This window comes from Microbacterium azadirachtae (assembly GCF_025583665.1).
In the GTDB taxonomy this organism is placed as follows: Bacteria; Actinomycetota; Actinomycetes; order Actinomycetales; family Microbacteriaceae; genus Microbacterium; species Microbacterium azadirachtae.
The window spans coordinates 3,547,776-3,573,273 of sequence record NZ_CP099706.1 but is presented as its reverse complement, the minus strand read 5'-3'; the positions used below and the strand labels follow the sequence as shown (position 1 = coordinate 3,573,273).

The window sequence follows — 25,498 nt, the reverse complement described above, 5'->3', positions numbered from 1 at the left end:
GCGCGATCCCGGTCGTTGAGCGAGCACGGCCGCGGCCCTGGCTCAGCGGTACTTCTCCGCCACGGACGCGAGGAAGCGCAGCACGGCGAGCACGCGTCGGTGGTCGTCACCGTCGACCTGCAGCCCGAGCGCGGTGTAGATGTGCGAGGTGTGCTGCACGACGGCCTTCTCGGAGAGGAACAGATCCGCCGCGATGCGCGCGTTGCTGCGCCCCTCCGCCATCAGCGAGAGCACCTCGAGCTGACGCGGCGTGAGGGAGCCGACGGCTCCGCTCGCGCGGCTCGCCCGCGTGACCAGCACCGAGACGACCTCCGGATCCAGGGCCGTGCCGCCCGCGGCCACGCGGCGCAGGTCGGCGGTGAACGTGGTCACGTCGGCGATGCGCTGCTTAAGCAGGTACCCGAACCCGCCGCTGTTCTGGTCGAGCAGCTCCGTCGCGTAGCGGCGCTGCACATACTGCGAGAGCACGACGACCGGGATCCCGGGGTGGGCCTCGCGGATCCGCAAAGCCGCGAGCAGCCCCTCGTCGGTATGCGTCGGGGGCATGCGGATGTCCGTGATCACCAGATCCGGTTCGAGCAGATCCACGTGCTCGAGCAGGGCCTCGGCGTCGCCGACGGCGGCTACGACCTCGAAGCCGTCCTGTGCGAGCAGATGCCGCAGGCCCTCGCGGAGCAGCACCTCGTCCTCGCCGATGATCACCCGCATGGCAGCTCCACCCTCACCTCGGTGCCGTGTCCCGGCTCCGACCGCAGGCGCAGCCGGCCGCCGAGCGCGTCCACGCGATCGAGCAGTCCGTGCAGCCCCGCGCCGCGATCGAGGCTCGCCCCGCCGATCCCGTTGTCACGGATCGTGATGCGCAGCCGGGCTCCCTCGACGCGCATCGTCACACGCACCCAGGACGCCTTCGAGTGCTTGACGGTGTTGGTCAGCGCCTCGGCGACGATGAAGTACGCGGTGTGCGCGGTCGTGGACGAGAGGGCCGCATCGTCGATGTCGGCCTCCAGCGTCGCCGGGATCGCGAGGCGATCGACCAGATCCTCCGTCGCCGCCGTCAGGCCGCGCTCGGTGAGCGTGACCGGCAGCACGTTGTGCACGAGGCGGCGCAGGTCGGCCGCGGCCTCGTCGATCCCGTGGCGGAGGCGCGCCGACGCCTCGCTCGTCTCGCGGGTCGCATCGGGGGAGTTGGCGATGGTCTGCGCGGCGAGCGCCAGCAGCACGAGCTGCACCTGGATGCCGTCGTGCAGATCCTGCGCGATGCGCGAGCGCTCCCGGTCGGCGGTCTCGACGAGCCGGATCCGCGACTGCGTGAGCGCATCGTTGCTGGCGAGCAGCTCGGCGGTCAAGCGCTCCCGGTCGATCGCGATCGCGAGCACGTCGCCCGCGCGCCGCACCGGTGCCGGATCGGCGGTCATCCGGGTGTCGTAGACGATCGCCCCCACGAGGCGGGAATCGACACGGATCTCGCACCAGCCGCGGTCCGGCCCGCGCTGGGCGGGGTCGACCGGGCCGCCCGCCTCGTCGACGTACTCGTCGCGCTCGGCCGACCAGTACACGACGCGCAAGGAGTCGTCGCCCAGCGTGCCGGCCAGCGCGCGCGCCACGGCCGGCCCGCCCGCGCCCGTGATGCCGAGCCAGGCGCTCAGCGGCTCCAGGTCGCCGGTGCGGCGGAACCCGCCGAGCAGCACGCCGAGAAGGAACGCGACGGGGATCGCCGCCGAGACGATGAGCTGCGTCACGCCGCCGATCGCCGGATCCCACCCGAGCGCACCGACGATCGTGGGCGCGAAGGCGAGGATCAGCACCGCCACGATGCCGTAGCCGAACAGGGGCAGCAGCGCGCGTCGATGCGTCGCGTCGGCGACGACGAGGCGGCGCGCCAGCACGACCGCCGTGAGCACCATCACCGTGATCCCGAGGGTCTTCTGCACCGCGGCGACGAGCGGGACGGCGGCCGGCGCGGACGCGGAGAGCAGCACCACCACGAGCTGGAGGACGGGGCAGGCCACCCAGCCCAGCACCACGGTCGTGATCGAGAGGCGGCCGCGCAGGCGCCCGGAGGGGAAGGCGTGCAGCAGATGCATCGTCATCGCGAGGGGGCTCGTCGCGAAGATCGCGCTCAGCACCGAGAGCGGGTCGACGCCGAGGTTGACGAGCCCGGCGAGGAAGAGCGCGATGCCCCCGACCACGAGCAGCAGCCCCGTGTTGTTGTGCGGGCGCCGCCACCAGGCGAGCAGGCCCGCGGCGACCCAGATCCAGAACACTCCGGCGAACAGCGCGACCACCCAGAGGGCGCCGGGGGCGCGCAGCCCGATTCCCAGCTCGACCACGCCCAGGAGGAAGGCGAAGACCGCGATCATGACGAGAGCCGCCGGGAGGGGGTGATCGGAGCCGCGCCGTCCGCGCGCGGCGGAGGACGGATCGACGGTCGCCGGATCCGCCATCGCCTCGCCTCCTTCGTCGGTCGCGGTGCGCACGGCGTGCACACCCATGATGGCGCGCGGCGGGGTGCGGTGACCATGGGCCTGGGTCCCGTGCCCGTCGCCTGTCCGCCCTCGGCGTGCGTTTCCCTCCCCGCAGCGTCATTCCCTCCCCTGGGTGGCGCCTGCAGGGGGAGGGAAAGCCGGCCAGAGGAGGGAAAGACGGAGGAGGAACCGGATTCGCCGGCCCTATGAGGCCCCGCGCGGTCAGGCGAAGCGGACGGTCTGCTGGATCCGGGTGCGCAGGTCGAACAGCTCCGTGCCGCCGATCGTGCGGGAGCCCGGCACCCCGGCGCGCAGGAGCGTGCGCAGGGCGCTGCGCCGCACGACGACGACGGTCGTGCCGCGGATCGCGCCGAGGGGCGTCATCGCCTGCGCGAGGTCGTCGTCGGGGAGCACGAGCACGGCTCCGCCGAAACGCACCCTGGCGGCGCGGGCGATCGAGCGCACCTGGGTGACGAGTGCGGTGACCGGGGCGCGGGACCCGGTGCCGGATCCGATGACCTCGCCCTGGCGGAAGCGCGCGATCTCGCCGAAGTCCGCCGACATCAGGCCGTACAGCCCGCTCGGGCCGAGCACGATGTGGTCGAGGGTGTCGGGGGCCGCGGGCGCGCCGGGGCCGGGCGCCGCGGCGCCGGCCGAGACGGCGACGTCGTGCCAGGCGGTGAAGCCCATCCCCAGGTCGGCGACCGCGCGCGCCGTGTGCTCCTCGGCGAGGGCGTTCGCGAGCACGCGGCGCAGCTCGCGGGGGATCGTGCGCACGAATGCGGGATCGTACGGATCCGCGACCTCGGATCCGGCCCAGGCGTGCACCTGCGCGACGTACAGCCGTCGCCGGCTTCCGCCCGCCTCGCCGTAGGCCTTGGCCCGCGGCCGGGTATCGGTGCGCGCGACGGGCGCACGCCAGCCGTCCCAGGGGAGGTCGTCGTCGGAGAAGCCGTGGCCGCGGTCGTAGGCGGCGCGCAGCTCGGGGGTGCCGACGAGCTCCCAGGCCCGTTGCACCTGGATGAACACGGTCGCGTCGCCGCCGGTGTCGGGATGCGTGCGGCGCAGCTGCAGCCGGTAGGCGCGGCGCAGCTCCTCGTCCCCGACGGTCGCGGCGACGCCCAGCACCTCGTAGGCGGAGGCGGAGAGCGGACTGTCGAACATCGCCCTCCTCGGGTGGTCTGCGGCGGCGGAACAGCGCAGTACAGGGTATCGGGCGGCTCGATGTCGGAGGCCGTCCCTAGGCTCGGGGTCACGAGGAGAGGATGCGCTCATGGCGATGATCGATGCGGCGACGCCCACCGGATACACGACGGTCGCCCCCTGGGTCGTCACAGACGACACGGGTGCGCTGCTCGACTTCATCAGCGCGGCGTTCGAGGGCGAGGAGCTCGCACGGGTCGCCACCGAGGACGGGTCGATCGGTCACGGCGAGATCCGGGTCGGCGACACGGTGCTGCTGGCCTTCGACCGGCGCCCGGGCTGGCCGGTGATGCCGAGCCTGCTGCGGGTCTGGGTGCCCGACGCCGATGCGGCCTTCGCCCGGGCCGTCGAGCGCGGGGCCACCGTGGTCACCGAGCTCGGCGACAACGCCTTCGGCCAGCGCGGCGGACGCGTGAAGGATCCGTTCGGCAACATCTGGTGGGTGACCGCCCAGATCGAGACCGTGCCGGAGGACGCGATGTGGCAGCGCCTGCAGGAGCCGCGATACGCCGAGAACATGCGGTACGCGCAGGAGTCGCTGGACGAGGTGCTGAGCGGGGCGGCCACGGGGTGGAGCAGCGCGCCGCTGCGCACCGACGCGCCGCGCTGAGCGCCGACGCGCCGCGCTGAGCGCCGGCCGATCGCGCCCGGGTAGCATTCCCGGGTGAGATCCCCGATGAGTCCCGACCATCCGCTGCAGCAGGACTACGAGGTGCGCTTCGACTGGGCGCGCGAGGGGCTGCGCTCGATCGCGCAGGGCGCCGGCGTGATCGTCGTGATCGACGCGATCTCGTTCACCACGACCGTGGAGCGCGCGGTGACCGAGGGGCTGGACGTGCAGCCGTTCCCCGGGAAGCGCGTCGAGGCGGAGGCCGTCGCGGCCGCGGGCGGCTTCGGCGCCGCCCGGCTCGCCGGTCCGCGCGGGGGAGACGGCGTGACGCTGTCGCCGTCGAGCGTGACCGCGGCGAACGTGGCCGCCTTCGGAGCGGACCGCGCTGTGGTGCCGTCGTTCAACGGCTCCCGTCTGTCGGCTGCCGCCGCAGGCTTCGGCGTCCCCGTGCTCGCCGCATCGCTGCGCAACCGCAGCGCCGTCGCGCAGTGGATCCTCGATCGCCAGGTGGCGCTCGGGCATCGCGTGAAGGTCGCCGTCGTCGCCGGGGGAGAGGTGCGCGACGACGAGACCGTGCGGTTCTCCGTGGAGGATCTGCTCACCGCCGGCGCCGTGATCGACGCGCTCGGTGCGCTCGGCATCGACGCCTGCTCGCCCGAGGCCGCGGCCGCCTCCGCCGCGTACACGGGCCTGGCACGCGCGACCCGTCACCTGTTCACGGCGTCGTCGAGCGGCGTGGAGCTGCGCGACGAGGGCCAGGGGGCGGACGTGGAGCTCGCCGCCGAGACGGACGTGTCGACGACGGTGCCCGTGCTCGTCGACGGGGTGTTCCGCCGGGTGGATCCCGCCGCGCTCGCCTGACCCGACACCGGATCCCGTCTCGGATCCCCCCGACACCGGATCCCGCCCGCCCTCCGCCGCGTTTCCCTCCCCGCAGCGCCTTTCCCTCCCCGCAGAGGCGCATCTCAGGGGAGGGAAAGACGGTCAGGGGAGGGAAACGCGGAGATGGGGGCCAGACTGGAGAGTGCCCGCACCGCCGAAGGGAGCCGCATGCCCGCCACCGTGACCTCGCCGCTGGACGCGGCCGTCCTCGGACCGGGTGTGCGCGTGGCGTCGCGCACGATCGATCGCTTCGCCCGGGCGCACGACGCGTCGCACTACCTGCTCGTGCCGGATGCCGTGCTCATCCCGCAGGACGCGGACGCGGTGAGCCGTGTCTTCGCCGCGGTCCGCGCCGCAGGGCGCTCGCTGACGTTCCGCTCCGGCGGCACGAGCCTCAGCGGGCAGGGGGTGACCGGCGACGTCATGGTCGACACGCGGTCGGCGTTCCGCGGCATCCGCGTCAGCGCGGACGGCACCTCGGTCGCGGCGCAGCCCGGAGCCACCGTGCGACAGGTGAACACGCGGCTCGCCCGGTTCGGACGCAAGCTCGGACCGGATCCGGCCAGTGAGATCGCCTGCACGATCGGCGGCGTGGTGGCCGACAACTCCAGCGGCATGGCGTGCGGCATCGTGGAGAACTCGTACCGCACGATCGAGTCGATGCTGCTGGTGCTGCCCCGCGGCACGGTCCTCGACACCGGCGCACCGGATGCGGACGCGCAGCTGCGCACGCAGGAGCCCGAGATCGCCCGGGGCCTGGAGCAGCTGCGCGATCGCCTGCGCGCCGACCCCGCGCTGAGCGCCGAGGTCGCACGGCAGTTCTCCCTGAAGAACACGATGGGCTACGGGCTGAACTCCCTGCTCGACTTCGACGAGCCCGTGCGGATCCTGGAGCATCTCGTGATCGGATCCGAGGGCACTCTCGCCTTCGTGGCCGAGGCGCGGTTCCGCACCGTCCCGATCCAGCCCGAGATCTCCACGGGACTGCTCGTCTTCGACACGCTGTCCGACGCGATGGCCGCGCTTCCCGGGCTGACCGGGCTCGGCCTCGCCACGATCGAGCTGCTCGACGCGGCGTCGCTGAGGGTGGCGCAGACGCTCGGCACCGTCCCCGACGTGATCGCCGACATCGACGTGGGCGGGCACGCCGCCCTCCTCGTCGAAGTGCACGCCGCCGAACCCGCCGCGCTCGCCGCGGAGGTGGCGGCGGCGCTCGCCCACGTCGCCACCCTGCCGCTCACGTCGCCCGCGCGCATGACCGAGGACGCGGCGGAGCGCAGCGCCCTGTGGACGGTGCGCAAGGGCCTCTACACGGCGGTCGCCGGTGCGCGCCCGAGCGGCACCACCGCTCTGCTCGAGGACATCGCGGTGCCCGTCGAGCAGCTGCTCGGGGTGTGCGAGGGGCTCACCGCGCTGTTCGAGAAGCACCGCTACGAGGGGTGCGTGATCTTCGGGCACGCCAAGGACGGCAACGTGCACTTCCTCGTCAACGAGCGCTTCGACGACCCGGCTTCGCTGCGCCGCTACGAGGCGTTCACCGAGGACCTGGTGGAGCTCGTGCTCGGCCACGGAGGCACGCTCAAGGCCGAGCACGGCACCGGGCGGATCATGGCGCCGTTCGTGCGGCGGCAGTACGGTGATGTGCTCACGAACATGATGTGGGAGGTCAAGGGGCTCATCGACCCGGACGGGATCCTCAACCCCGGCGTCGTGCTGTCGGACGATGAGACCTCGTACCTCGCCGACCTGAAGCTCGTGCCGACCGTCGAGAGCGAGGTCGACCGCTGCGTCGAATGCGGGTACTGCGAGCCGACCTGCCCCAGCAAGGACGTCACGCTCACGCCGCGTCAGCGCATCGTGCTGCGGCGCGACATGACGGCGGCGCTGCACCGCGGCGACACCGGAACCGCGGCCGAGATCGCCCGCGACTACGACTACGACGCGGTGCAGACCTGCGCCGTGGACGGCATGTGCGGCACGGCCTGCCCCGTCGACATCAACACCGGCGATCTCGTGCGCCGGCTGCGCGCCGAGGAGGCGGGCCGGTTCGAGGAGGGCGTGTGGAACGCGGCTGCCAAGGGGTGGGGTGCGGTCACCCGCGGCGGCGGACTCGCGCTGAACGTGGCCAAGGCGCTCCCGGCGCCGCTCGTCACCGCCGTCACCCGCGCCGGCCGCGCCGTGCTCGGCGCCGACACGGTGCCGCTCTACGACGGAGGGCTGCCGGACGGCGGCACGCGTGCGCTCGCCGCGGCGGATCCGGCCGACGCGCAGGCGGTGCTGTTCGGATCCTGCATCGGCACGATGTTCGGCGCGGAGCAGGATCCCGACGGCGTGCACGGGGAGGGCTCCCGGGAGGCGGTGCGTCTGCTGCTGGAGCGGGCGGGGATCGCCTACAGCGTGCCGCCGGACGCCGGGGCGCTGTGCTGCGGCACCCCCTGGAAGTCGAAGGGCCAGCTCGACGGATACGCCACGATGACCGAGCGTGTGCTGCCGGCCCTGTGGCGGGCCAGCCGGGAGGGTGCGCTGCCGATCGTCTGCGACGCGGCTTCGTGCACCGAGGGATTGCACGTCATGCTCGCGAAGGCGGCGGCGGAGCACCCGGAGTACGGCGCGCTGCGGATCGAGGACGCGACGACGTTCCTCGCCCGGGAGGCGCTGCCGCGGCTCGAGGTGCGGGAGCGGATCGGATCCATCGCGGTGCATCCGACCTGCTCGACCACGCAGCTCGGCGCCACCGGGGCGCTGCGTGCGCTCGCCGACGCGGTCGCCGACGAGGTGTACGTGCCGGACGGCTGGGGATGCTGCGCCTTCGCCGGCGATCGCGGCATGCTGCACCCCGAGCTGACCGCGAGCGCCACGGCGGTGGAGGCGGCCGAGATCGCGGCGGCGGACGAGGAGCGCGGCGGCTTCGACGCGTTCGTCTCGGCGAACCGCACCTGCGAGCTGGGCATGAGCCGCGCCACCGGCAAGCGGTACCGCCACGTGGTCGAGGTGCTCGAGGAGCTCACCCGCCCCTGAGGATCCCGCGGGGATCCGGATCCGGCACTGCTCCAGCCCGCCATGCGATACTCGCGCCATGAGCGGATCGATCTGGACCGCGATCGTCGGGACCGTTCTCGGTTGCGCCTACGCGGTGGTCCTGGGGCTGCAGATCCTCGTCTGGAATCCCATGGCGGTGGCGCAGGGGCAGTCCCTCGCGGGCGTCCACGCCCACCTCGCATCGGCGGGTGAAGAGCTGAATCCCGCCTTCCCGCTGGTCGCCGCCGGGATCGGGATCGCGCTCTCGGTCCTGCTGCTCGTCTTCGTGATCACCGGTGCGATTCGCGGCGCCGGAGTCGTCATCGCCTACCTCGGGATGCTGATCATGGGGCTGCCGGCGTACTGGGCGAGCTCGTTCGGCATCGGCATGTCGCTCGCCGACGGCTACAACGTCTCGGGTGGGGATCGCGCGCCGGGCGGCCTCGTGCTGGCCCTGGTGAGCGCGGCCGCGCTGCTCGGGCTGGTCGTGCTCGCAGGTATGCGATCCGTGCGCCGGACGCTGCCGCGATCCGCCGGCGGGGCATGACCCGCTCCGTCGACTGAGGTCCCCTGGTCGGCGGGCTCGGCGGCCGAGGGATACGGCGGCCTCGTGACGGGGTCACAGTCCGCTGCAGTCGAGGCCTCGGTAGATGCGGGGGGCGCCGTCGAGGGTGAGGGTCACCGTTCCCGCGGCGACGCCGAGGGACGTCTCCTGTCCGATGCAGTCGATCTGGGTGACGCCCGCACCGTTCGCCGGGATCGTCAGCGCGGTCTTGGTCGGCCAGGGATCCAGCCACAGCTCAGGCGCGGGGAACGTGCTGCTCGCAGGGTCGTGGTCGGCGTTCAGGATGTAGCCGTCGGCGCGGTTCCACAGCACGGCGACCTCGCCGTCGGGGGTGTCGAAGAGGAGGCCCTTGTTCTGCGTGTCCGCGAAGGTGAGCCAGCGCACGAACGTCGCGCGATCGAGCAGGTGCGCCGCGTTCGCGTAGGCGAGCAGCGACGGCTTCGCACTGGTGTCGCGGTTCACCAGGCCGTAGTGGTACTCGGCGTCGTTCGGGTTCGCGACCTGGGGGTTGCCGAGGACGCTGTCGTGGAACTGGTACCAGCACACGCAGCGGACGCCCTCGGCCTTCGCGAGCGCGAGACTCAGGAACACGTTCTCCGCCGCGTGCCGGTAGGTGTCGTACCACCACGCGTTGGGCTTGGTGCAGGCGTAGGCCTCGGTCATCCAGATCTCCTTCGGCCCGTATTGCGCGATGAGGGCCTTGAGCCGTCGGAGGCCCCCGAGGAAGTTCCAGTAGGTGCCGTTCGCGCCGGCGTCCACGGGGCCTTGCGGATCGTAGTCGGGAGTGAAGTTGCCGCGGCCGGGATGGAACGCGATGCCGTCGATGAGATCCCAGCCGCCGCCGGCGTGGAAGTTCTGCACCCAGGGCTCGTCCATTCCGGCGAGCCCGTTGTTCAGCAGCTTCAGGGACGCTCCGGTGGCGACCACGCGGTCGCGCACGGGACGAAGCGCCTTGTCGATGTACGCCTGTGCAGCGGTGCCGGTGTTGAAGGGCCGGTTCAGCTCGTTGCCGACTTCGAAGTACTCGGCCCCGGCCGCGACGGCGGTGGCCGTGTTGGCGGCTGCCCAGGCCGTCGCCTCGGCGGCGGTGGCGGTCAGCGAGGGCTGCAGCTCGATGTTGTGCGACATGCCGCGCGCGTCGAAGGCGGAGGGCGGCAGCCCGGGACCTCCGTCGTACGAGATCCGCACCCGGTCGACGCCGATGCCCTGCCAGAGATCGAGCAGCGCGGTGGCCGACGGCACCTGGAGCCACGGGTAGTTGGCCATGCCGAACATGCTGTCCGACGCCGCGGCGTGATCCCGGGGCGGGATCGCCGCGAGGTTCGTGCGGGCGAACGCCTCGAGGGCGCCGGAGACCGCCGCGATCTCAGTGACGACGAAACCGGATCCCGGTGCGGTCAGGGTGAAGGCGTGGTCGAGGGTTCCGGCGGCCGGGACGACCACGGCGACGGTCTGGCTCGCCAGCAGGGTCCCGTTGAAGTCGCGCGCCCACCAGACCAGGTCGACGGCGCGATCGGTCGTCGCGCCGTTGGCGACCTGGGCGGAGATCGTGAGTTGCTGCCCAGCCGTCGTCCACAGCCCGAAGGGTCGGTCCGTCCAGACCTCGATGCCGAGATCCTGCGCCGTGCCGATCGAGGCGACCGCCGAGGGCCGCTTGTCGCTGAAGAAGAAGTCCGCGCGGCTCACGACGCTGCCGTCGGGCTGCACTGTCCCGGGAGCGTGCACCCAGGTGGAGTTCGTCCAGGCCTGACGGGAGCGGTCGAGGATCAGCAGCCCGTGCAGGGCGCCCCAGGCAGAGGTGTGCGCGACGCCGACCGCGTCCTCGAAGGGGATCCCGCCGGCGGTGTCCCTCTTCCACTCGGTGAGGGCGACATAGCCGTCCGGCTCGGTCGCCGAGAGGATCGCGCGGCTGAACAGGAAGCCCTCCGGGGTGAAGGTGCTGGAACCCGAGGCATGCCACTCGAGGCGCACATGACGGGCGCCGATCGAGAAGAGGCCGTGCACCGCGATCGGCCCGGCCGCGGCGGGCATCACGTAGTCCATCCGGATGGCGGGGCTGCCGTCGGCGAGCGTCACGAGCGTGGGCGTTCCTCCCGTCGACACCTGGATCCCCGTCGCGGTGTCCTTGGTCTGGAACTTGGAGCCCTGGAGGCGGATGGTGCCGGAGCCGTCCTTGATCGCGACGCGGCCGCCGGGGCTGGCGACGAGGCTGATCCCGTCGGCGGTGAGGGTCAGGTCGCCCGCGGCCGCGTGCGCGCGGACCGGGCTCTGTGCGGCGACGAGCAGCGCTCCCGCGGCGAAGGTGGCGCCGAGGAATCCTCGGCGTGTGAAGCCCGCGCCGGCGTCGGTCGGTTTCGTCATCGGATCTCCCTTGATCGTGATAATGCGCATTAGCGCGCGAACGAGGCCAAGTTTGATCCACCCCATGCGCCGAAGTCAAGAAGACTTGCGCTTTGTGAAGATACGTATTACCGTCGGGGCATCGCCTTGGTGATAGGCATTATCAGACGCGGAGGACGCACATGTCGGGGAAGACGGGCAAGCCGACCCAGAAGGAGATCGCACGGATCGCCGGGGTCAGCCAGACGACGGTGTCTCTCGTGCTCAACGACCGGGACGGCACGAACGTGCGCATCCCCGAAGCGACGAGGGAGCGCGTGCGTCGCGCAATCGAGCAGACGACGTACGTGGCCGATCCCGCCGCGCGCAGGCTCGCGGGGCTCGACAACAAGATCCTCGGCGTCTTCACCTATGAGTCCGCACTGACCGCCGAGAGCATGGACTTCTACGGACCGCTGCTCAACGGGATCGAGCGCGCCGCCGAGCAGTACGACTGCGACCTCCTGTTCTTCACGAGCTCGCCGGTCGAGAACGGATCGCGCCGCCTGTTCCACCGGAACACGCGGCTGCGCCTCGCCGACGGCTGCATCCTGCTCGGCCAGCACATGGACGGGGAGGAGCTCGCCCGTCTGGTCAGCGAGGGCTTCCCGTTCGTCGCCGTCGGACGACGCGACGAGGCCGAGGGCGTGCCCTACGTCGGGATCGACTACCGTGCTCTGACCCGTGACCTGATCGCCCGGGCAGTCGAGCTGGGTCACACGTCCGCGGTGTACGTGCACGGCGATCGGGACACTCCGTCGTCCCGCGACCGGCTCGCCGAGATCGAGGCGGCAGGCGCGCGCGGTCCGCTGTCCTTCCGCTCGCTGCCCGACGTCGGCGGGGATCCGGCGGCGACCGCCCGGACGATCGTCGAGAGCGGTGCCACGCTCGTGGTCGCCGAAGACGCCTTCGCCGCGGAAGACCTGGCGCTCGCCCTCGATCGGCAGGGCGTCGCGCTGCCGATCGAGGTCTCGATCGCCGCGCTCGGCGAGGTGCAGAGTCACACCGTCAAGGGGCTTCGCCTCTCCGGATTCCACACCCCCCGTCAGCGCATCGCCTTCGAGGCGCTGGGCCTGCTGAGGGAGCTGATCGCCGCCGACCCCGAGCGGGCGGACACGATCGATCGGCAGCGTCTTCTGCAGGGATCCCTCGAACCCGGCGAGACGCTGGTGGCGCGTCGGGCCGACGCATGAGGGAGCTCCACGCCGACGTCGCGATCATCGGAGGCGGGCTCGGCGGCGTCGCCGCCGCTCTGGCGGCGCTCGGCCGGGGCAAGCGCGTGATCCTCTCCGAGGAGCACATCTGGCTGGGCGGCCAGCTCACGTCTCAGGCGGTTCCCCCCGACGAGCACATCTGGGTCGAGCAGTTCGGCGTCACCGCCCGGTACCGCGCGCTGCGCGAGGGCATTCGCGACCACTACCGCGCGTTCTACCCGCTCACCGAGGCCGCACGGCGCGACCTGAGGCTCAACCCCGGGCTCGGACGCGTGAGCAGGCTCTGCCATGAGCCGAGAGTCGCCGTCGCCGTCATCGAACAGCAGCTCGCTCCTCACCTCTCCAGCGGGCGGCTCACCGTTCTGCAGCCCTACGTGCCGGCGGCGGCCGCGGTGGCCGAGGACGTCGTCTCATCCGTGACCCTCCGCCATGTCCACGACGGCACCGCGGTGCGCGTCTCCGCACCGTTCGTGCTCGACGCCACGGAGACGGGCGAGCTCCTCCCGTTGACCGGGACGGAGTACGTCGCCGGCGCGGAGGCGCGCACCGAGACGGGGGAGCCGAGCGCGCCCGAGCAGGCGGATCCCGGCAATCTGCAGGCGATCTCGTGGTGCTTCGTCTTCGACCACGTCGAAGGCGCCGACTTCACGATCGAGCGGCCGGAGGGCTACGACTACTGGCGCGACTACGCCCCGGCGTTCTGGGGCGACCGGCTGCTCTCGTTCACGGCGCCGCAGCCGCGCACGCTCGAGCCCGAGTCGCGCACGCTCCACGTCAACCCGCCCTACGGGGCCGAGCGTGCGGAGCAGGGGGATCCCCGGGAGGATCCGGGCGACCTCGACCTCTGGGAGTTCCGCCGGATCATCGCCCGCCAGAACTTCCAGCCCGGTGCGTACGAGAGCGACATCGTCGTGGCGAACTGGCCGATGCTGGACTACCTCGACGGATCCGTCTTCGACGATCCCGATGCGGAGGTGCACCGCGCGGCTGCGAAGGAGCTCTCCCGCTCCTACCTGTACTGGCTGCAGACCGAGGCACCGCGCCCCGACGGCGGTCAGGGCTGGCCCGGGCTGCGCCCGCGAGGCGATCAGACCGGCACACAGGACGGGTTCGCGCAGGCACCCTACATCCGTGAGTCCCGCCGCATCCGGGCGGTCACCACAGTGGTCGAGCAGGACATCTCCGTCGCGTCCCGCGGTCACGCCGGACCGGCGACGTTCCCCGACTCGGTCGGCATCGGGATGTACCGGATCGATCTGCACCCCTCGACGGGCGGCGACAACTACATCGACGTCGAGTGCGCGCCGTTCGAGATCCCCCTCGGTGCGCTCGTGCCGGTGCGCACCCGCAACCTCATCCCTGCGGCGAAGAACATCGGCACCACCCACATCACCAACGGGGCCTACCGGCTCCACCCCGTCGAATGGAACATCGGGGAGTCCGCGGGCGAGCTCGCGAGCTTCTGCATCGACGAATCCACGCTTCCGAGACACGTGCTCTCGGATCCCGGACTGCGACAGCGGTTCCAGAGCCGGCTCGTCGAGTCGGGCATCGAGCTCCACTGGCCGGAGATCCTCGGCTACTAGCGAGTCACCCTCCCAACAAGAAAGCCCCCCATGAACACAGCAAAGAAGCTGGCCGGCGCTGCTGCCCTCGCAACGGCCGCGATCGTCGCGCTCGCCGGATGCAGCGCCACCCCCGGCACTGCCGCCCCCACCACCGCCGCTCCGAACAGCGTGGCGCTCAGGATGACCGTGTGGACCTCGAACGAGGCCCAGCTCGCCCTGTTCGCATCGATCGCCGACAGCTACAAGGCGACGCACCCCGAGATCAAGTCCATCACCTTCGAGAGCCTTCCGTTCGCCGACTACAACACGACTCTGACCACGCAGATCGCCGGAGGGAACGCTCCGGATCTCGCGTGGATGGGCGATCTGTCGAAGGACCTCATCGCCTCCGACGCGCTGCTCCCGCTCACCCCGGTGCTCAAGGACACGAAAGGCTGGCGGTACGACGACCTGCTGCCCAGCGCGACCGCGGAGTTCAGCCGAGACGGTCAGCTGTACGCCTATCCTTTCTCCAACTCGCCCTACGCGCTCTACGTGAACAAGGACCTCCTCGCCGCCGCCGGACAATCCCTGCCCGCCGAGGGTCTGACGTGGGACCAGGTGTCGACGATCGGGGCGGCGGTCAACGCTGCGACGGGGAAGGCCGGATTCGTGATCCGGGACTTCGACTTCTCCGCCTGGAACACCCTCGCCACGGTGTGGACAGGGTGGGGCGCGAGCGCCTGGAACGCAGACGGCACGAAGTGCACCTTCGATGACGACAAGATGGTCGGTGCGTTCACCTTCCTGCACGACGCCGTCTATAAGCACTCCGCGATGCCCGGCCCCGGTACCAAGGCCGACTTCTTCGCGGGCGACTCCGCGTTCACCGTCGCGCAGGTCTCGCGCGCCTCCCTGCTCACCGGCAGTTTCGGATACGACGTCGTGCCTCTCCCTGCAGGGCCCGCCGGCACGTACTCGGTGATCGGGCAGGCCGGCATGGGCGTCCTCCGCACGAGCGCGCACCCCCAGGAGGCGAGCTCCTTCCTCGCCTATCTGACCGGCCCGGAGAACAGCGCTAAGCTGTCGCAGTTCTTCCCCTCGGCGCGCAAGTCGCTGCTGACCGGCGAGAAGCTCGCCGCGAACAACACGAAGCTCACCGCTGAGCAGCTTCAGAGCGTGGTCGTGGATCAGATCCCCGGCGCCGTCACCCTGCCGAACCACACCAGCCCGGCCGAGATCGCGCAGAAGGGCAAGACCGCCCTCGACGCGATGTGGAAGCCCGACGCGGACGTCGAGAAGGTGCTGGGATCCGTCTGCTCGGCGATCTCCCCGCTCCTGGCGAAGTGACGATGACTGCCGGCTCCACCCTGCCCCGGGAGGCGGTCACCACCGCCTCCCGGGCTCCCGGCGACGAGGATCCGGTGCGCCGGCGCGCCCGGCGGTTCTGGACCATGCGGCGCCGGGACGCCGCCGCGGGATACCTCTTCATCGCGCCCCAGGTGATCGGCGTGGTGCTGTTCGTGCTCGTCCCCGTGGGTCTCGCGATCGTCTACAGCCTGAACAAGTGGAACATCTTCACCGGCCGGCTCAGCTTCGTCGGAGGGGCGAACTACGCGGCGCTCGCCGCCGATCCGCAGCTCCCGAGCGTGCTGGGCGCCACCGCGGTCTTCTCGCTCGGGGTGGTGGTGCTCAACATCGCGCTCGGGCTGGGCCTTGCGGTGATGCTCAACCGCCGGTTCCGCGGCGTCACGTTCTTCCGCACGCTGTTCTTCTCCCCGGTGGTCATCTCGGTGGTCGCCTGGACCCTCGTCTGGGGATTCCTGCTCCAGGACAACGGCGGGATCAACGCCGTGCTCGCCCAGTTCGGGATCCATGGACCCAACTGGCTGCAGGAGGGCCCGACGGCGATGGGGGCCGTGATCGTCACGCAGGTCATCCGCAGTGTCGGCGTGAACATGGTCCTGTTCCTCTCCGCGCTGCAGGGGGTTCCGAGCGAGCTCTACGAGGCGGCGCGCATCGACGGCGCCGGAAGCCGCACGATCTTCACGCGCATCACGCTGCCGCTCATCTCGCCGACGCTGCTGCTCACGAGCATCATCACGATCGTCGGCGCCCTGCAGGCGTTCGCGCAGATCGCGGTGCTGACCGAGGGCGGCCCCGCTCTCTCGACGACGGTGCTCGTCTACTACGTCTTCCAGCAGGCGTTCACATTCAACAACATCGGATACGGCTCGACCCTCGCGCTGATGCTGCTCACCTTCGTGATGCTGCTCACCGTGCTGCAGTGGCAGCTCCGAAGGAAGTGGGTCTTCTATGAGCGCTGACACGCTCCTCGCCTCTGGTTCGCGAATCCCGGTGCCGACGGCCCCTCCCACGGGCGTTCGACGGCCCCGGGGCGCCGTCGCCCGACGGATCGTGCTCTACGTCGCGCTCGCCGTGATGGCGGTGCCGTTCATCGTGCCGACGATCTGGATGATCGCCTCCTCGTTCAAGCCGCTCGACCAGATCTTCGCCTCGCCGCCTTCGATCTTCACCGCGTCGCCGACCTGGGACGCCTACGTGCAGGCCTTCGGCTTCCAGCCCTTCGCCCGTCAGTATGCGAACAGCGTCTACATCGCCGTGGTGGTGACCCTCATCGTGCTGCTGGTGTCGAGCCTGGCCGGCTACGCGTTCGCGAGGCTGCGCTTCCCCGGGCAGAACGTGCTCTTCCTGGTCGTGCTCGTGGGGCTGCTCGTGCCGGGCGAGGTGACGATCGTCCCCCTCTTCCAGATGTTCAAGGGCGTGGGGCTGATCAACACGCACTGGCCGCTGATCCTCGTGACCGCGCTCGCCGCGCCGTGCGTGCTGGCGACCTTCATCATGCGGCAGTTCTTCATCGCGCTGCCGGTCGAACTGGAGGAGGCGGCACGGCTCGATGGGCTCGGCCGGCTGGCGATCTGGTGGCGGATCTGCCTGCCGTTGGCGAAGCCCGCCCTGTCCGCCGTCGCGATCCTCACGTTCCTCGCCTCGTGGAACCTCTACCTCGAGCCGACCGTCTACCTGACCTCGCCGGACCTGTTCACCCTGCCCCAGGCGCTTACCCGCTACACCGACGCGTACGGCGGCGAGATGTGGAACACCCAGCTCGCGGCGGCGACCATGACCGTCGTGCCGGTGCTCGTGGTGTTCCTGATCGCGCAGCGGCAGTTCGTCGAGGGGCTGGCCCATTCCGGGCTGAAGGGCTGAAGGGCTGAAGGGCCAGGGGTAGCCGATTCTCCTGCGTTGTGTCCGTCGTGCATCGGGTCACATCCCGCGGCCGGTGAGCAGGCGTCAGGATCCGTCGCGCGCGACCTCGAAGTACAGGTCGGCGTGCAGAGCGCAGCGCGGGTTGAAGCCGGCGGCGCAGCGCGGGCAGGCCGTGACCCCGAGATACTCCCGGATCTCGAGCTCGTGGCCGCACACCCCGCACAGCACGGCTTTCGCCCCGCGCTGCTCCGCCAGCGGCCACGGCCGCGCCGGATGGTCGGCGGTCTCGGCATGACAGAGGTGGCACGGGTAGTACTCCCCGCAGCAGGAGAACCGGATCGCCACGACGTCGAGCTCGGTCCGATAGTGCACGCAGCGGGTCTGCCCGTCGACCGGGCGCCCCTTGACGTCGACGTGGTGCGTGCGCATGGTGTCGATCCTAGGCAGACCGGTGCGCCGGGTGCGGCGCGGCCCGGACGACGTCCCCCGCCCGCGGGAACCGACCAGCCCCCGGGCCGCCCGGCGTCAGGCCCGGTGCACGTCCACGGGGACGATCATCGGGGTGCCGGCGATCGGATCCGGCACGACGACCGCCTCCAGATCGAAAACGTCGCGAAGCAGCTCGACGGTGACGACATCGCCGGGTGCGCCCTCGGCCACCACGCGGCCGTCGCGCATCGCGATGAGGTGATCGGCGTAGCGCGTCGCCAGGTTCAGCTCGTGCATGACCACGACCACCTGGGTGCCTCGTTCCCGCGAGAGCCGCACCAGCAGCTGCAGCAGCTCCACCTGGTGCGCGAGGTCGAGGTAGGTCGTCGGCTCGTCCAGCAGCAGGATGTCGGGCTCCTGAGCGAGCGCCATCGCGACCCACGCGCGCTGCCGCTGACCGCCGGAGAGCTCGTCGATCGTGCGCTCGGCGAACTCGGCCATGCCGGTGACGTGCAGGGCGTCGGCGACCACCTCGTCGTCCCGCCGATCGCGCCCGCCGAGCCATCCGCGGTGCGGGGTGCGACCGCGGTCGACGAGGTCGGCGACGCTGATCCCGTCGGGGGCGACCGGAGCCTGCGGAAGCAGGCCCACGATGCGGGCGACCTCCTTGGTGGGCCGCTGTGCGATCGCGGATCCGTCCAGCAGCACGGATCCGGTCCGCGGCTTCAGGAGCCGGGCGAGGGTGCGCAGCAGCGTCGACTTGCCGCAGCCGTTGCCGCCGACGATCATCGTGATGCCCGACGTGGGCAGGGCCAGGTCGAGGCCGTCGATGACGGGATCCGCGTCGTACCCGACGGTCAGGTTCCGTGCTTCCAGGGTGTGCGTCATGCGCGCGTGCGTCCTCTCATCAGGAGCCACAGCAGGAACGGCGCGCCGATCGCGCCGGTGATCACGCCGACCGGCAGCGTGAGGGGGAACAGGTGCTGGCCGATCAGGTCGGCGGCGAGCACGATGATCGCGCCGATCAGCGCGGAGGCCGGCGCGAGCGCCGAATCGCGCTTCACCAGCCGCAGCGCGATCGGACCGGCGAGGAACGCGACGAATGAGATCGGGCCGGTCAGCGAGGTCGCGACCGCGATGAGCAGCACGGCGCACAGGATCAGCAGGATCCGGCTCCGCGCGGGTCGCGCGCCCAGGGCGGTCGCCGAGTCGTCGCCGAGGCGGAGCACGGGCAGGGTGCGTGCTCCGAGCAGTGCGATCGCGAGCAGTGCGACGAGCGCGGGGGCGGTGGGGCCGAGCTGGTCCCACAGGCTGCGGCTGAGCGATCCGGCCATCCAGACGGTCGCCTGCTCGGCGGCCTTGATGTCGGCGCGGGTCAGGACGTAGCCGATGACGGCCTGCAGGGCGGCCGCGACGGCGATGCCGACCAGCACGAACCGCAGGCCCGACAGGCCGCGACGATAGGCGAGCGCCCAGATCAGCAGCGCGGTGAGCAGGCCGCCGGCGATCGCGGCGCCGGAGACGACGAGTCCCGAGGCGCCGAAGAACGAGATCGCCGTGACCGCCGCGGCGCTGGATCCGGTGCTGATGCCGATCACGTCGGGGCTCGCGAGCACGTTGCGCAGCAGGGTTTGGAACAGCATGCCGCCGAGGCCGAACGCCGCTCCGGCCAGCAGCGCGCCGACCGCGCGGGGCAGGCGCAGCTCGACCACGGCGAAGCTCACGCCCGGCACGGTCTGCCCGGCGAGTGCACGCAGCACGTCGGACAGCGCCAGGGTCTTCGCCCCGAACACAAGTCCGGCCGCGAACAGCACGACCGCGGCGACGGCGAGCGCCGTCACCAGCACGGCGTCGCGTCTGCGGCCGTGTCGGCGGGCGACGCGCAGGGCGTCGGCCGAGCGGAGGCGTGCGGTGCCGGCGGCGGTCACAGACCCACCGCCTTGCGCCGTCGCAGCAGCACGATGAAGATCGGAGCGCCGATGAGGCCGGTGACGATGCCCACCTCGAGCACTCCGGGGCGCGCGAGGAGGCGTCCGATCACGTCGCAGACGAGCAGGAACGTCGCCCCTCCCGCCGCGGAGAGCGGCACGATCCAGCGGTAGTCGGCTCCGACGAGGAAGCGCACGGCGTGCGGCACCGCGAGCCCGACGAACGCGATCGGGCCGGCGAGCGCGGTGGCGGCACCGCACAGCAGCACCACCGCGACGACCGCGGTGATCCGTGCAGCGCCGACGCGCACGCCGAGACCGCGCGCGACGTCGTCGCCGAGCGCGAGGGCGTTCAGACGCCCGGCGCACGCGACGGCCAGCACGGCTCCGAGGGCGAGGAATCCGCCCAGTTGCGCGAGCGAGGAGAACGAGGCGGCGGTGAGGGATCCGACCTGCCAGAAGCGGAAGCTCTCCAGCGTCGACTCGTCGACGATGAGGATCCCGGTGATCACCGCCGTCGCGATCGCCGTGACCGCGGCGCCGGCGAGGGCCAGGGTGACCGGCGTGGCACCACCCGGACTCGCCGCCGCGGCGCCGTAGCCGATGACGACCGCCACGGCGGCTCCGGCCAGCGCGCACCACACGATCGCGAGCGGCGCCTGCCAGCCGAGCAGTGTCATCCCGAGCACGACGAACAGCGATGCTCCGGCGTTCACGCCGAGCAGACCGGGGTCGGCCAGGGGGTTGCGGGCCATGCCCTGCATGAGCGCACCGCCCATGCCCAGCGCCGCACCGACGAGCAGTCCCGTGAGCGTGGTCGGCACCCGGGAGAGCACTGCCGCCTGGTCGGTGGATCCGTCCGGCTGGAAGAACGCGTTCCACACGGCGTCGACCGGCACGATCCGCGCGCCGAGGGCGAGCGAGAGCGCCGCTGCCGCGGCCGCCGCCGCCGCGCACGCGACGATCGCCCACGCCGGGGCCAGGCGCGCGCGGGTGCGCGTGCCCGACCGCGGCGCGGACGTCGTCGGGGCGGGGGCGAGGGTCATCAGGCCTTGGCTGCGGCCTCGCCGAGCATCTTGGCGTAGGTCGGCAGGGCCCACGGGATGGAGAGCACGGTCGGTGCCGACACCGCCATCAGCAGGGCTTCATCGTTCATGAGCGCGACGGCGCCCTTCTTCATGGCCGGGATGCGGCTCAGCAGCGGGTCGTTCTGCAGGGTGGACAGGTCACCGCCCTGCACGTAGATCACGGCGACGTCGGCGTCGAGCTTGTCGGCCTGCTCGGCCGAGATGGTGCCGACGAAGCCCTTCTCGTTCTTCGCCAGCTCGGTGATCGAGGCCGGCGTCGCGAATCCGAGGTCGTTCAGGTACTGCACGCGGGTGTCGCTGGGCACGTAGTACTGCACCTTGCCGAGATCCTTCGCGTCGACCCACATCACCATGCCGGTCTTGCCCTTCGCGGCAGGGTACTTCGCCATCTCGTCCGACATCGCCTTCTCGGTGTCGGCGATGAGCGTCTTGGCCTCGGTCGCCTTGCCGAGTGCGGCGCCGATCATCGTCGTCGACTCGCGCCACGAGGTGCCCCACGGCGCGCCCGGGTAGGCGACGGTGGGGGCGATCTTGGTGAGCGTGTCGTACTCCTGCTTCGTGAGGCCGGAGTTCGTGCCGAGGATCAGATCCGGTGACGTGTCCGCGATCTTCTCGTAGGGGATCCCGTCGGTCTCGTCGTGCAGCGGCGGCAGCTTCGCCTTGTCGGCGGTGATCGCGTCCTTCGTCCACTCCAGGTAGCCGTCGCCGTCGGGGTCGCCGAAGGTCGCCTTCGGGATCGTGACGGGGACCGTGCCCAGTGCGATCGCGGCGTCGAAGCTGCCCCAGCCGATCGTGGCGACGTTCTTGGGGGCCGACTCGATGACGGTCTTGCCGTAGACGTGCGTGACGGTCGCCGGGAACGTGCCGCCGGATGCGCCGCTGTCTGCTGCGGGGGCGTTTCCGGTGGAGCACGCGCTCAGGGCGAGGGCGCCGGCGGTGAGAAGGGCGACGACGGCTGCGCTGCGGCGCAGGCGGAGGGCAGGCATGGATCTCCTCAGATCGGAACGACGGGTATGTAGGTAAGCCTAACCTACGCTCCGGAATCTTCCCGAAGAGGCGATGGTCGCCGTTGCGGTGCGAGGGGGTGAGCAGGCACGCCGAAGCGGAGGGCCGCCCGGACGGACGACCCTCCGCTGTGAGGGATCAGCGACGCTCGATCGCCTTCGTCACGGCGCCTGCGGCGAGCAGGATCAGGCCGGCGAAGAGCAGGAACGGGTCGTAGAACCCGGTCTGCGCGAGAGAGCCGTTCCTCGTGGTCGCGGCGTGCAGGATGCGCGCCCCGTTGGCCAGCCCATGGGCCACCGAGGACACGACCTGGACCCCGCCGTTGGCGACGCCGGGAACGGTTCCTCCGACGCCCGTGCCGGGCGTGCCCGGGGTACCCGGAGTTCCCGGGGTTCCCGGGGTTCCGGGCACCGTGGGCAGGCCGGGGAGGGACCCGATGATCCCGCCGATCACGCCGGGCAGGGATCCGGTGACCCCGCCGATCACGCCGGGCAGCGAGCCCGTGACCCCTCCGACGACGCCGTTGAGCACCGTCGGGACGGATCCGGTGACGCCGCCGACGATGCCGCCGAGGTCACCGATGGGCAGAGACGGCAGGCCGCCGAGGGGGCCGCCGTTGCCCGGGGTGCCCCCGGTGCCGGGGAGGCCCGGAACCGAAGGCAGACCGGGGACGGAGGGCAGCCCGGGGAGGCTGCCGGTGATCCCGCTGAGGATGCTGCCGAGGTTCGGCAGGCCCGTGCCCGCGTGCGGCTCACCGGGGAGGATCCCCGTGAGTGCACCCGTCAGGCCGCCGAGGTTCGGCGCTCCCGGAAGCCCCGGGACGCCTGGGGTTCCGCCGTTGCCGGGCAGGCCGGGAACGGTGGGGAGGCCGGGCAGGGATCCGGTCAGACCGCCCAGGACCGTGCCGAGGTTCGGCAGGCCGGGGGGGCCCGGCAGGCTGCCGAGGACTCCGCCGAGGTTCGGCAGGCCCGGAAGGCCCGGGGTGCCGCCGTTACCCGGCAGACCGGGGACGGAAGGCAGTCCCGGGAGGGACCCGGTCAGGCCGCCGAGGACGCCGTCGAGGTTCGGCAGGCCCGGAAGCCCGGGGGTTCCGCCGTTGCCGGGCAGGCCCGGGACGGAGGGCAGACCTGGGAGGGATCCGGTCAGGCTTCCGAGGACTCCGCCGAGGTTCGGCAGGCCCGGAAGCCCCGGGAGGCCCGGGGTGCCGCCCGTGCCCGGGAGGCCGGGGACGGTGGGCAGGCCCGGAAGGGATCCGGGCAGGCTGCCGAGGACTCCGCCGAGGTTCGGCAGGCCGGGAAGGCCCGGGGTGCCGCCCGTGCCCGGGAGGCCAGGGACGGAGGGCAGGCCCGGAAGGGATCCGGTCAGACCGCCCAGGACTCCGCCGAGGTTCGGCAGGCCCGGGAGACCCGGGGTTCCGCCGTTGCCGGGCAGACCCGGGACCGTGGGGAGGCCGCCGGTCAGGTTGCCGAAGACCGGCAGCGTGACCGAGGCGTGCGGTGCGGTGGTGCCGGTGGTGGGCACGGCCGTGTCGACGTAGACGTTCGTAGCGTCGGTGCCGATGCGGTCGGTGGTGGAGACACCCTTGGGGCCGGCGGTCAGGTCCCAGACGTCCTTGACTCCGAGGACGTTCAGGTTCTTGCCGACATTCAGGCCGTCAGGCGTGGTGCCGGCGTGGACCGAACCGACCCCTGGGAGGGGGACCGTGATGACACCCGTGCCCGGGGTGCCACCCGTGCCCGGGAGGCCGGGAACGGTGGGCAGGCCCGGAAGGGATCCGGTCACGCCGCCGAGGACTCCGCCGAGGTTCGGCAGGCCGGGAAGCCCCGGGAGGCCCGGGGTTCCGCCGTTGCCCGGCAGGCCGGGAACGGTGGGGAGGCTCGGAAGGGATCCGGTCACGCCGCCGAGGACTCCGCCGAGGTTCGGCAGGCCGGGAAGCCCCGGGAGGCCCGGGGTTCCGCCGTTACCCGGGAGACCCGGAACGGTGGGGAGGCCGCCGGTCAGGTTGCCGAGGTTCGGCAGCGTGACGGAGGCGTGTCCCGGCGTGGTGCCGGTGGTGGGCAGGGCCGCGTCGACGTAGACGTTGGTGCTGTCGGTGCCGATGCGGTCGGTGGTGGAGACGCCCTTGGGGCCGGCGGTCAGGTCCCAGACGTCCTTGACTCCGAGGACGTTCAGGTTCTTGCCGACATTCAGGCCGTCAGGCGTGGTGCCGGCGTGGACCGAACCGACGCCCGGGAGGGGAACGGTGATGACCCCCGTGCCCGGGGTGCCACCCGTGCCCGGGAGGCCGGGAACGGTGGGGAGGCCCGGAAGGGATCCGGTCAGACCGCCGAGGACTCCGCCGAGGTTCGGCAGGCCGGGAAGCCCCGGGAGGCCCGGGGTTCCGCCGTTACCCGGGAGACCCGGAACGGTGGGGAGGCCGCCGGTCAGGTTGCCGAGGTTCGGCAGCGTGACCGAGGCGTGCGGTGCGGTGGTTCCCGTGGTGGGCAGGGCCGCGTCGACGTAGACGTTGGTGCTGTCGGTGCCGATGCGGTCGGTGGTGGAGACGCCCTTGGGGCCGGCGGTCAGGTCCCAGACGTCCTTGACTCCGAGGACGTTCAGGTTCTTGCCGACATTCAGACCATCAGGCGTGGTGCCGGCGTGGACCGAACCGACACCCGGGAGGGGGACCGTGATCACACCCGGCGTCCCGCCGGTACCCGGGAAGCCCGGAACCGAGGGCAGGCCCGGAACCGAGGGCAGCGCCGGAAGGGATCCGGTCACGCCGCTCACGACTCCGCCGAGGTCGGGCAGGCCCGGGATGGTCGGCAGCCCCGGAATGGTTCCTCCTCCATTACCTCCGGGAGTGCCGCCGGTGCCGGGAAGCCCGGGCAGGGATCCGCCGCCGGGAAGTCCCGGGACGGTGGGGAGGCCGCCGGTCAGGTTGCCGAGGACCGGCAGCGTGACGGAGGCGTGTCCCGGCGTGGTGCCGGTGGTGGGCAGGGCCGCGTCGACGTAGACGTTCGTGGCGTCGGTGCCGATGCGGTCGGTGGTGCTCAGTCCGTGCGGGCCCGCGGTGAGGTCCCAGACGTCCTTGACTCCGAGGACGTTCAGGTTCTTGCCGACGTTGAGCCCGTTCGGCGTGGTGCCGGCGTGGACCGAACCGACCCCCGGGATGGGGACCGTGATCACGCCCGGAGCTCCGCCGCTCCCGGGAAGGCCCGGAACGCCGGGCAGCGAACCACCCGGAAGCCCCGGGAGATCCGGAAGACCGGGCAGGCTGGGGAGACCCGGAAGCCCGGGGAGACCCGGCGTTCCGCCGTTGCCCGGGAGACCCGGAACGGAGGGCACGCCCGGGACGGAGGGCAGGTGCGCGGTGAGACCGCCGAGGGTGTCGCCGAGACCGGATGCCGCGGCGTGGGTGACGCCGTCGACGGTTCCGTCGACACCGTTCCCCGCTGCCGTGACGACCGAGCCGACGGTGTCCGCAGCGCCGCTCGCGGCCGCATTCGTGACGTCGTCGACCGTGTTCGTCACTCCGGTCGTGGCTGCGTCGGTGACGTCGCTGACGGTGTCCACGGCCCCGTCGGTCGCCGACGTGGCGGCCTGGACGACGGAGCTCGTGACGTCGGGGACGGCCGGCACCGGGGGCAGGCCGGGATCCGTGCCGCCTCCGGACGGAACCGTTCCCGTGACCGTGCCGAGCGTGTCGCCGACGAGGTTCGAGACGTCCTGCGTGACGGCGGGAAGGCCGCCGGTCCCTCCGCCGCCCTGCGACGGATCGCAGGCACCGGCGACGAGGTTCGTGACTGCCGTGAGAGTGCTGTTGACGACGTTGCAGCCGCAGTCGGCGCCATTGGGTGGCGTCTCTGCGGCATTCGCCGCCGTCGCGCCGGCGAGAGTGATCCCGCCCGCGATGAGCGTGCCCCAGAGAGCACGCTTGACGATGCGATTCATGTTC

19 protein-coding genes are annotated in these 25,498 nt (G+C 71.9%); 9 read left to right on the top strand and 10 right to left on the bottom strand.

All coding sequences use genetic code 11. The features are described 5' to 3' along the window. Window positions 1-42 precede the first annotated feature (42 nt). The 3 genes from NFX31_RS16840 to NFX31_RS16830 all read right to left on the bottom strand — a co-directional run bounded on the left by NFX31_RS16840 (window position 43) and on the right by NFX31_RS16830 (window position 3,629). Window positions 43-708: a response regulator transcription factor gene (locus NFX31_RS16840; protein ID WP_262956323.1), complete on the bottom strand. Its 666-nt coding sequence runs from the start codon at window positions 706-708 to the stop codon at window positions 43-45. Further along, window positions 699-2,492 carry a sensor histidine kinase gene (locus tag NFX31_RS16835; RefSeq protein WP_262956322.1) on the bottom strand — a complete coding sequence of 598 codons (1,794 nt, stop codon included), beginning with the start codon at window positions 2,490-2,492 and terminating at the stop codon, window positions 699-701. The genes NFX31_RS16840 and NFX31_RS16835 overlap by 10 nt, the downstream gene beginning before the upstream one ends. 195 nt (window positions 2,493-2,687) lie before the next feature. Next, window positions 2,688-3,629: a J domain-containing protein gene (locus NFX31_RS16830; protein ID WP_262956321.1), complete on the bottom strand. Its 942-nt coding sequence runs from the start codon at window positions 3,627-3,629 to the stop codon at window positions 2,688-2,690. A 109-nt stretch (window positions 3,630-3,738) separates the two neighbouring features. Here NFX31_RS16830 and NFX31_RS16825 point away from each other — a divergent pair, with 109 nt between their 5' ends. The 4 genes from NFX31_RS16825 to NFX31_RS16810 all read left to right on the top strand — a co-directional run bounded on the left by NFX31_RS16825 (window position 3,739) and on the right by NFX31_RS16810 (window position 8,725). Then, window positions 3,739-4,278 (top strand): VOC family protein, encoded by a 540-nt coding sequence (locus tag NFX31_RS16825; protein WP_045249017.1) that lies wholly within the window; start codon window positions 3,739-3,741, stop codon window positions 4,276-4,278. Between the two features lie 54 nt (window positions 4,279-4,332). After that, window positions 4,333-5,139: a 2-phosphosulfolactate phosphatase gene (locus NFX31_RS16820; protein WP_139168290.1), complete on the top strand. Its 807-nt coding sequence runs from the start codon at window positions 4,333-4,335 to the stop codon at window positions 5,137-5,139. Between the two features lie 189 nt (window positions 5,140-5,328). Continuing rightward, window positions 5,329-8,178: an FAD-binding and (Fe-S)-binding domain-containing protein gene (locus NFX31_RS16815; RefSeq protein WP_262956320.1), complete on the top strand. Its 2,850-nt coding sequence runs from the start codon at window positions 5,329-5,331 to the stop codon at window positions 8,176-8,178. Window positions 8,179-8,236: 58 nt separating this feature from the next. Then, entirely contained in the window at window positions 8,237-8,725 is a 489-nt protein-coding gene (locus NFX31_RS16810) for a hypothetical protein (RefSeq protein WP_091477963.1), read from the top strand. A 72-nt stretch (window positions 8,726-8,797) separates the two neighbouring features. On the opposite strand, the gene NFX31_RS16805 is transcribed toward NFX31_RS16810, so the two are convergent. After that, a complete protein-coding gene (locus NFX31_RS16805) occupies window positions 8,798-11,104 on the bottom strand; it encodes a hypothetical protein (protein ID WP_091478121.1) in 2,307 nt (768 codons plus the stop codon). Window positions 11,105-11,265: 161 nt separating this feature from the next. Here NFX31_RS16805 and NFX31_RS16800 point away from each other — a divergent pair, with 161 nt between their 5' ends. Genes NFX31_RS16800 through NFX31_RS16780 form a run of 5 tightly spaced genes read left to right on the top strand, consistent with a single transcriptional unit; the run spans window position 11,266 to window position 17,111 of the window. Next, entirely contained in the window at window positions 11,266-12,315 is a 1,050-nt protein-coding gene (locus NFX31_RS16800; RefSeq protein WP_045249021.1) for a LacI family DNA-binding transcriptional regulator, read from the top strand. Then, window positions 12,312-13,922 carry an FAD-dependent oxidoreductase gene (locus tag NFX31_RS16795; protein ID WP_045249022.1) on the top strand — a complete coding sequence of 537 codons (1,611 nt, stop codon included), beginning with the start codon at window positions 12,312-12,314 and terminating at the stop codon, window positions 13,920-13,922. The genes NFX31_RS16800 and NFX31_RS16795 overlap by 4 nt, the downstream gene beginning before the upstream one ends. A 30-nt stretch (window positions 13,923-13,952) precedes the next feature. Further along, window positions 13,953-15,233 carry an ABC transporter substrate-binding protein gene (locus NFX31_RS16790; protein WP_045249023.1) on the top strand — a complete coding sequence of 427 codons (1,281 nt, stop codon included), beginning with the start codon at window positions 13,953-13,955 and terminating at the stop codon, window positions 15,231-15,233. 2 nt (window positions 15,234-15,235) lie between these two features. Then, window positions 15,236-16,210 carry a carbohydrate ABC transporter permease gene (locus NFX31_RS16785; RefSeq protein ID WP_082071924.1) on the top strand — a complete coding sequence of 325 codons (975 nt, stop codon included), beginning with the start codon at window positions 15,236-15,238 and terminating at the stop codon, window positions 16,208-16,210. Beyond that, entirely contained in the window at window positions 16,200-17,111 is a 912-nt protein-coding gene (locus NFX31_RS16780; protein WP_082071926.1) for a carbohydrate ABC transporter permease, read from the top strand. The genes NFX31_RS16785 and NFX31_RS16780 overlap by 11 nt, the downstream gene beginning before the upstream one ends. An 84-nt stretch (window positions 17,112-17,195) precedes the next feature. On the opposite strand, the gene NFX31_RS16775 is transcribed toward NFX31_RS16780, so the two are convergent. The 6 genes from NFX31_RS16775 to NFX31_RS16750 form a co-directional block, all read right to left on the bottom strand. Continuing rightward, window positions 17,196-17,540, bottom strand: coding sequence for a CHY zinc finger protein (locus tag NFX31_RS16775; protein WP_045249025.1), 345 nt, complete (start codon window positions 17,538-17,540; stop codon window positions 17,196-17,198). 96 nt (window positions 17,541-17,636) lie between these two features. Beyond that, window positions 17,637-18,428 carry an ABC transporter ATP-binding protein gene (locus NFX31_RS16770; protein ID WP_045249026.1) on the bottom strand — a complete coding sequence of 264 codons (792 nt, stop codon included), beginning with the start codon at window positions 18,426-18,428 and terminating at the stop codon, window positions 17,637-17,639. Continuing rightward, a complete protein-coding gene (locus tag NFX31_RS16765) occupies window positions 18,425-19,468 on the bottom strand; it encodes a FecCD family ABC transporter permease (RefSeq protein WP_262956319.1) in 1,044 nt (347 codons plus the stop codon). Before NFX31_RS16765 ends, NFX31_RS16770 begins: the two co-directional genes overlap by 4 nt. After that, window positions 19,465-20,514, bottom strand: coding sequence for a FecCD family ABC transporter permease (locus NFX31_RS16760; RefSeq protein WP_262956318.1), 1,050 nt, complete (start codon window positions 20,512-20,514; stop codon window positions 19,465-19,467). The genes NFX31_RS16765 and NFX31_RS16760 overlap by 4 nt, the downstream gene beginning before the upstream one ends. Continuing rightward, complete coding sequence (locus NFX31_RS16755; protein ID WP_262956317.1) at window positions 20,514-21,542, bottom strand: iron-siderophore ABC transporter substrate-binding protein; 1,029 nt, start codon at window positions 21,540-21,542, stop codon at window positions 20,514-20,516. Before NFX31_RS16755 ends, NFX31_RS16760 begins: the two co-directional genes overlap by 1 nt. A gap of 157 nt (window positions 21,543-21,699) precedes the next feature. Beyond that, entirely contained in the window at window positions 21,700-25,494 is a 3,795-nt protein-coding gene (locus tag NFX31_RS16750) for a hypothetical protein (RefSeq protein WP_262956316.1), read from the bottom strand. Window positions 25,495-25,498 lie beyond the last annotated feature (4 nt).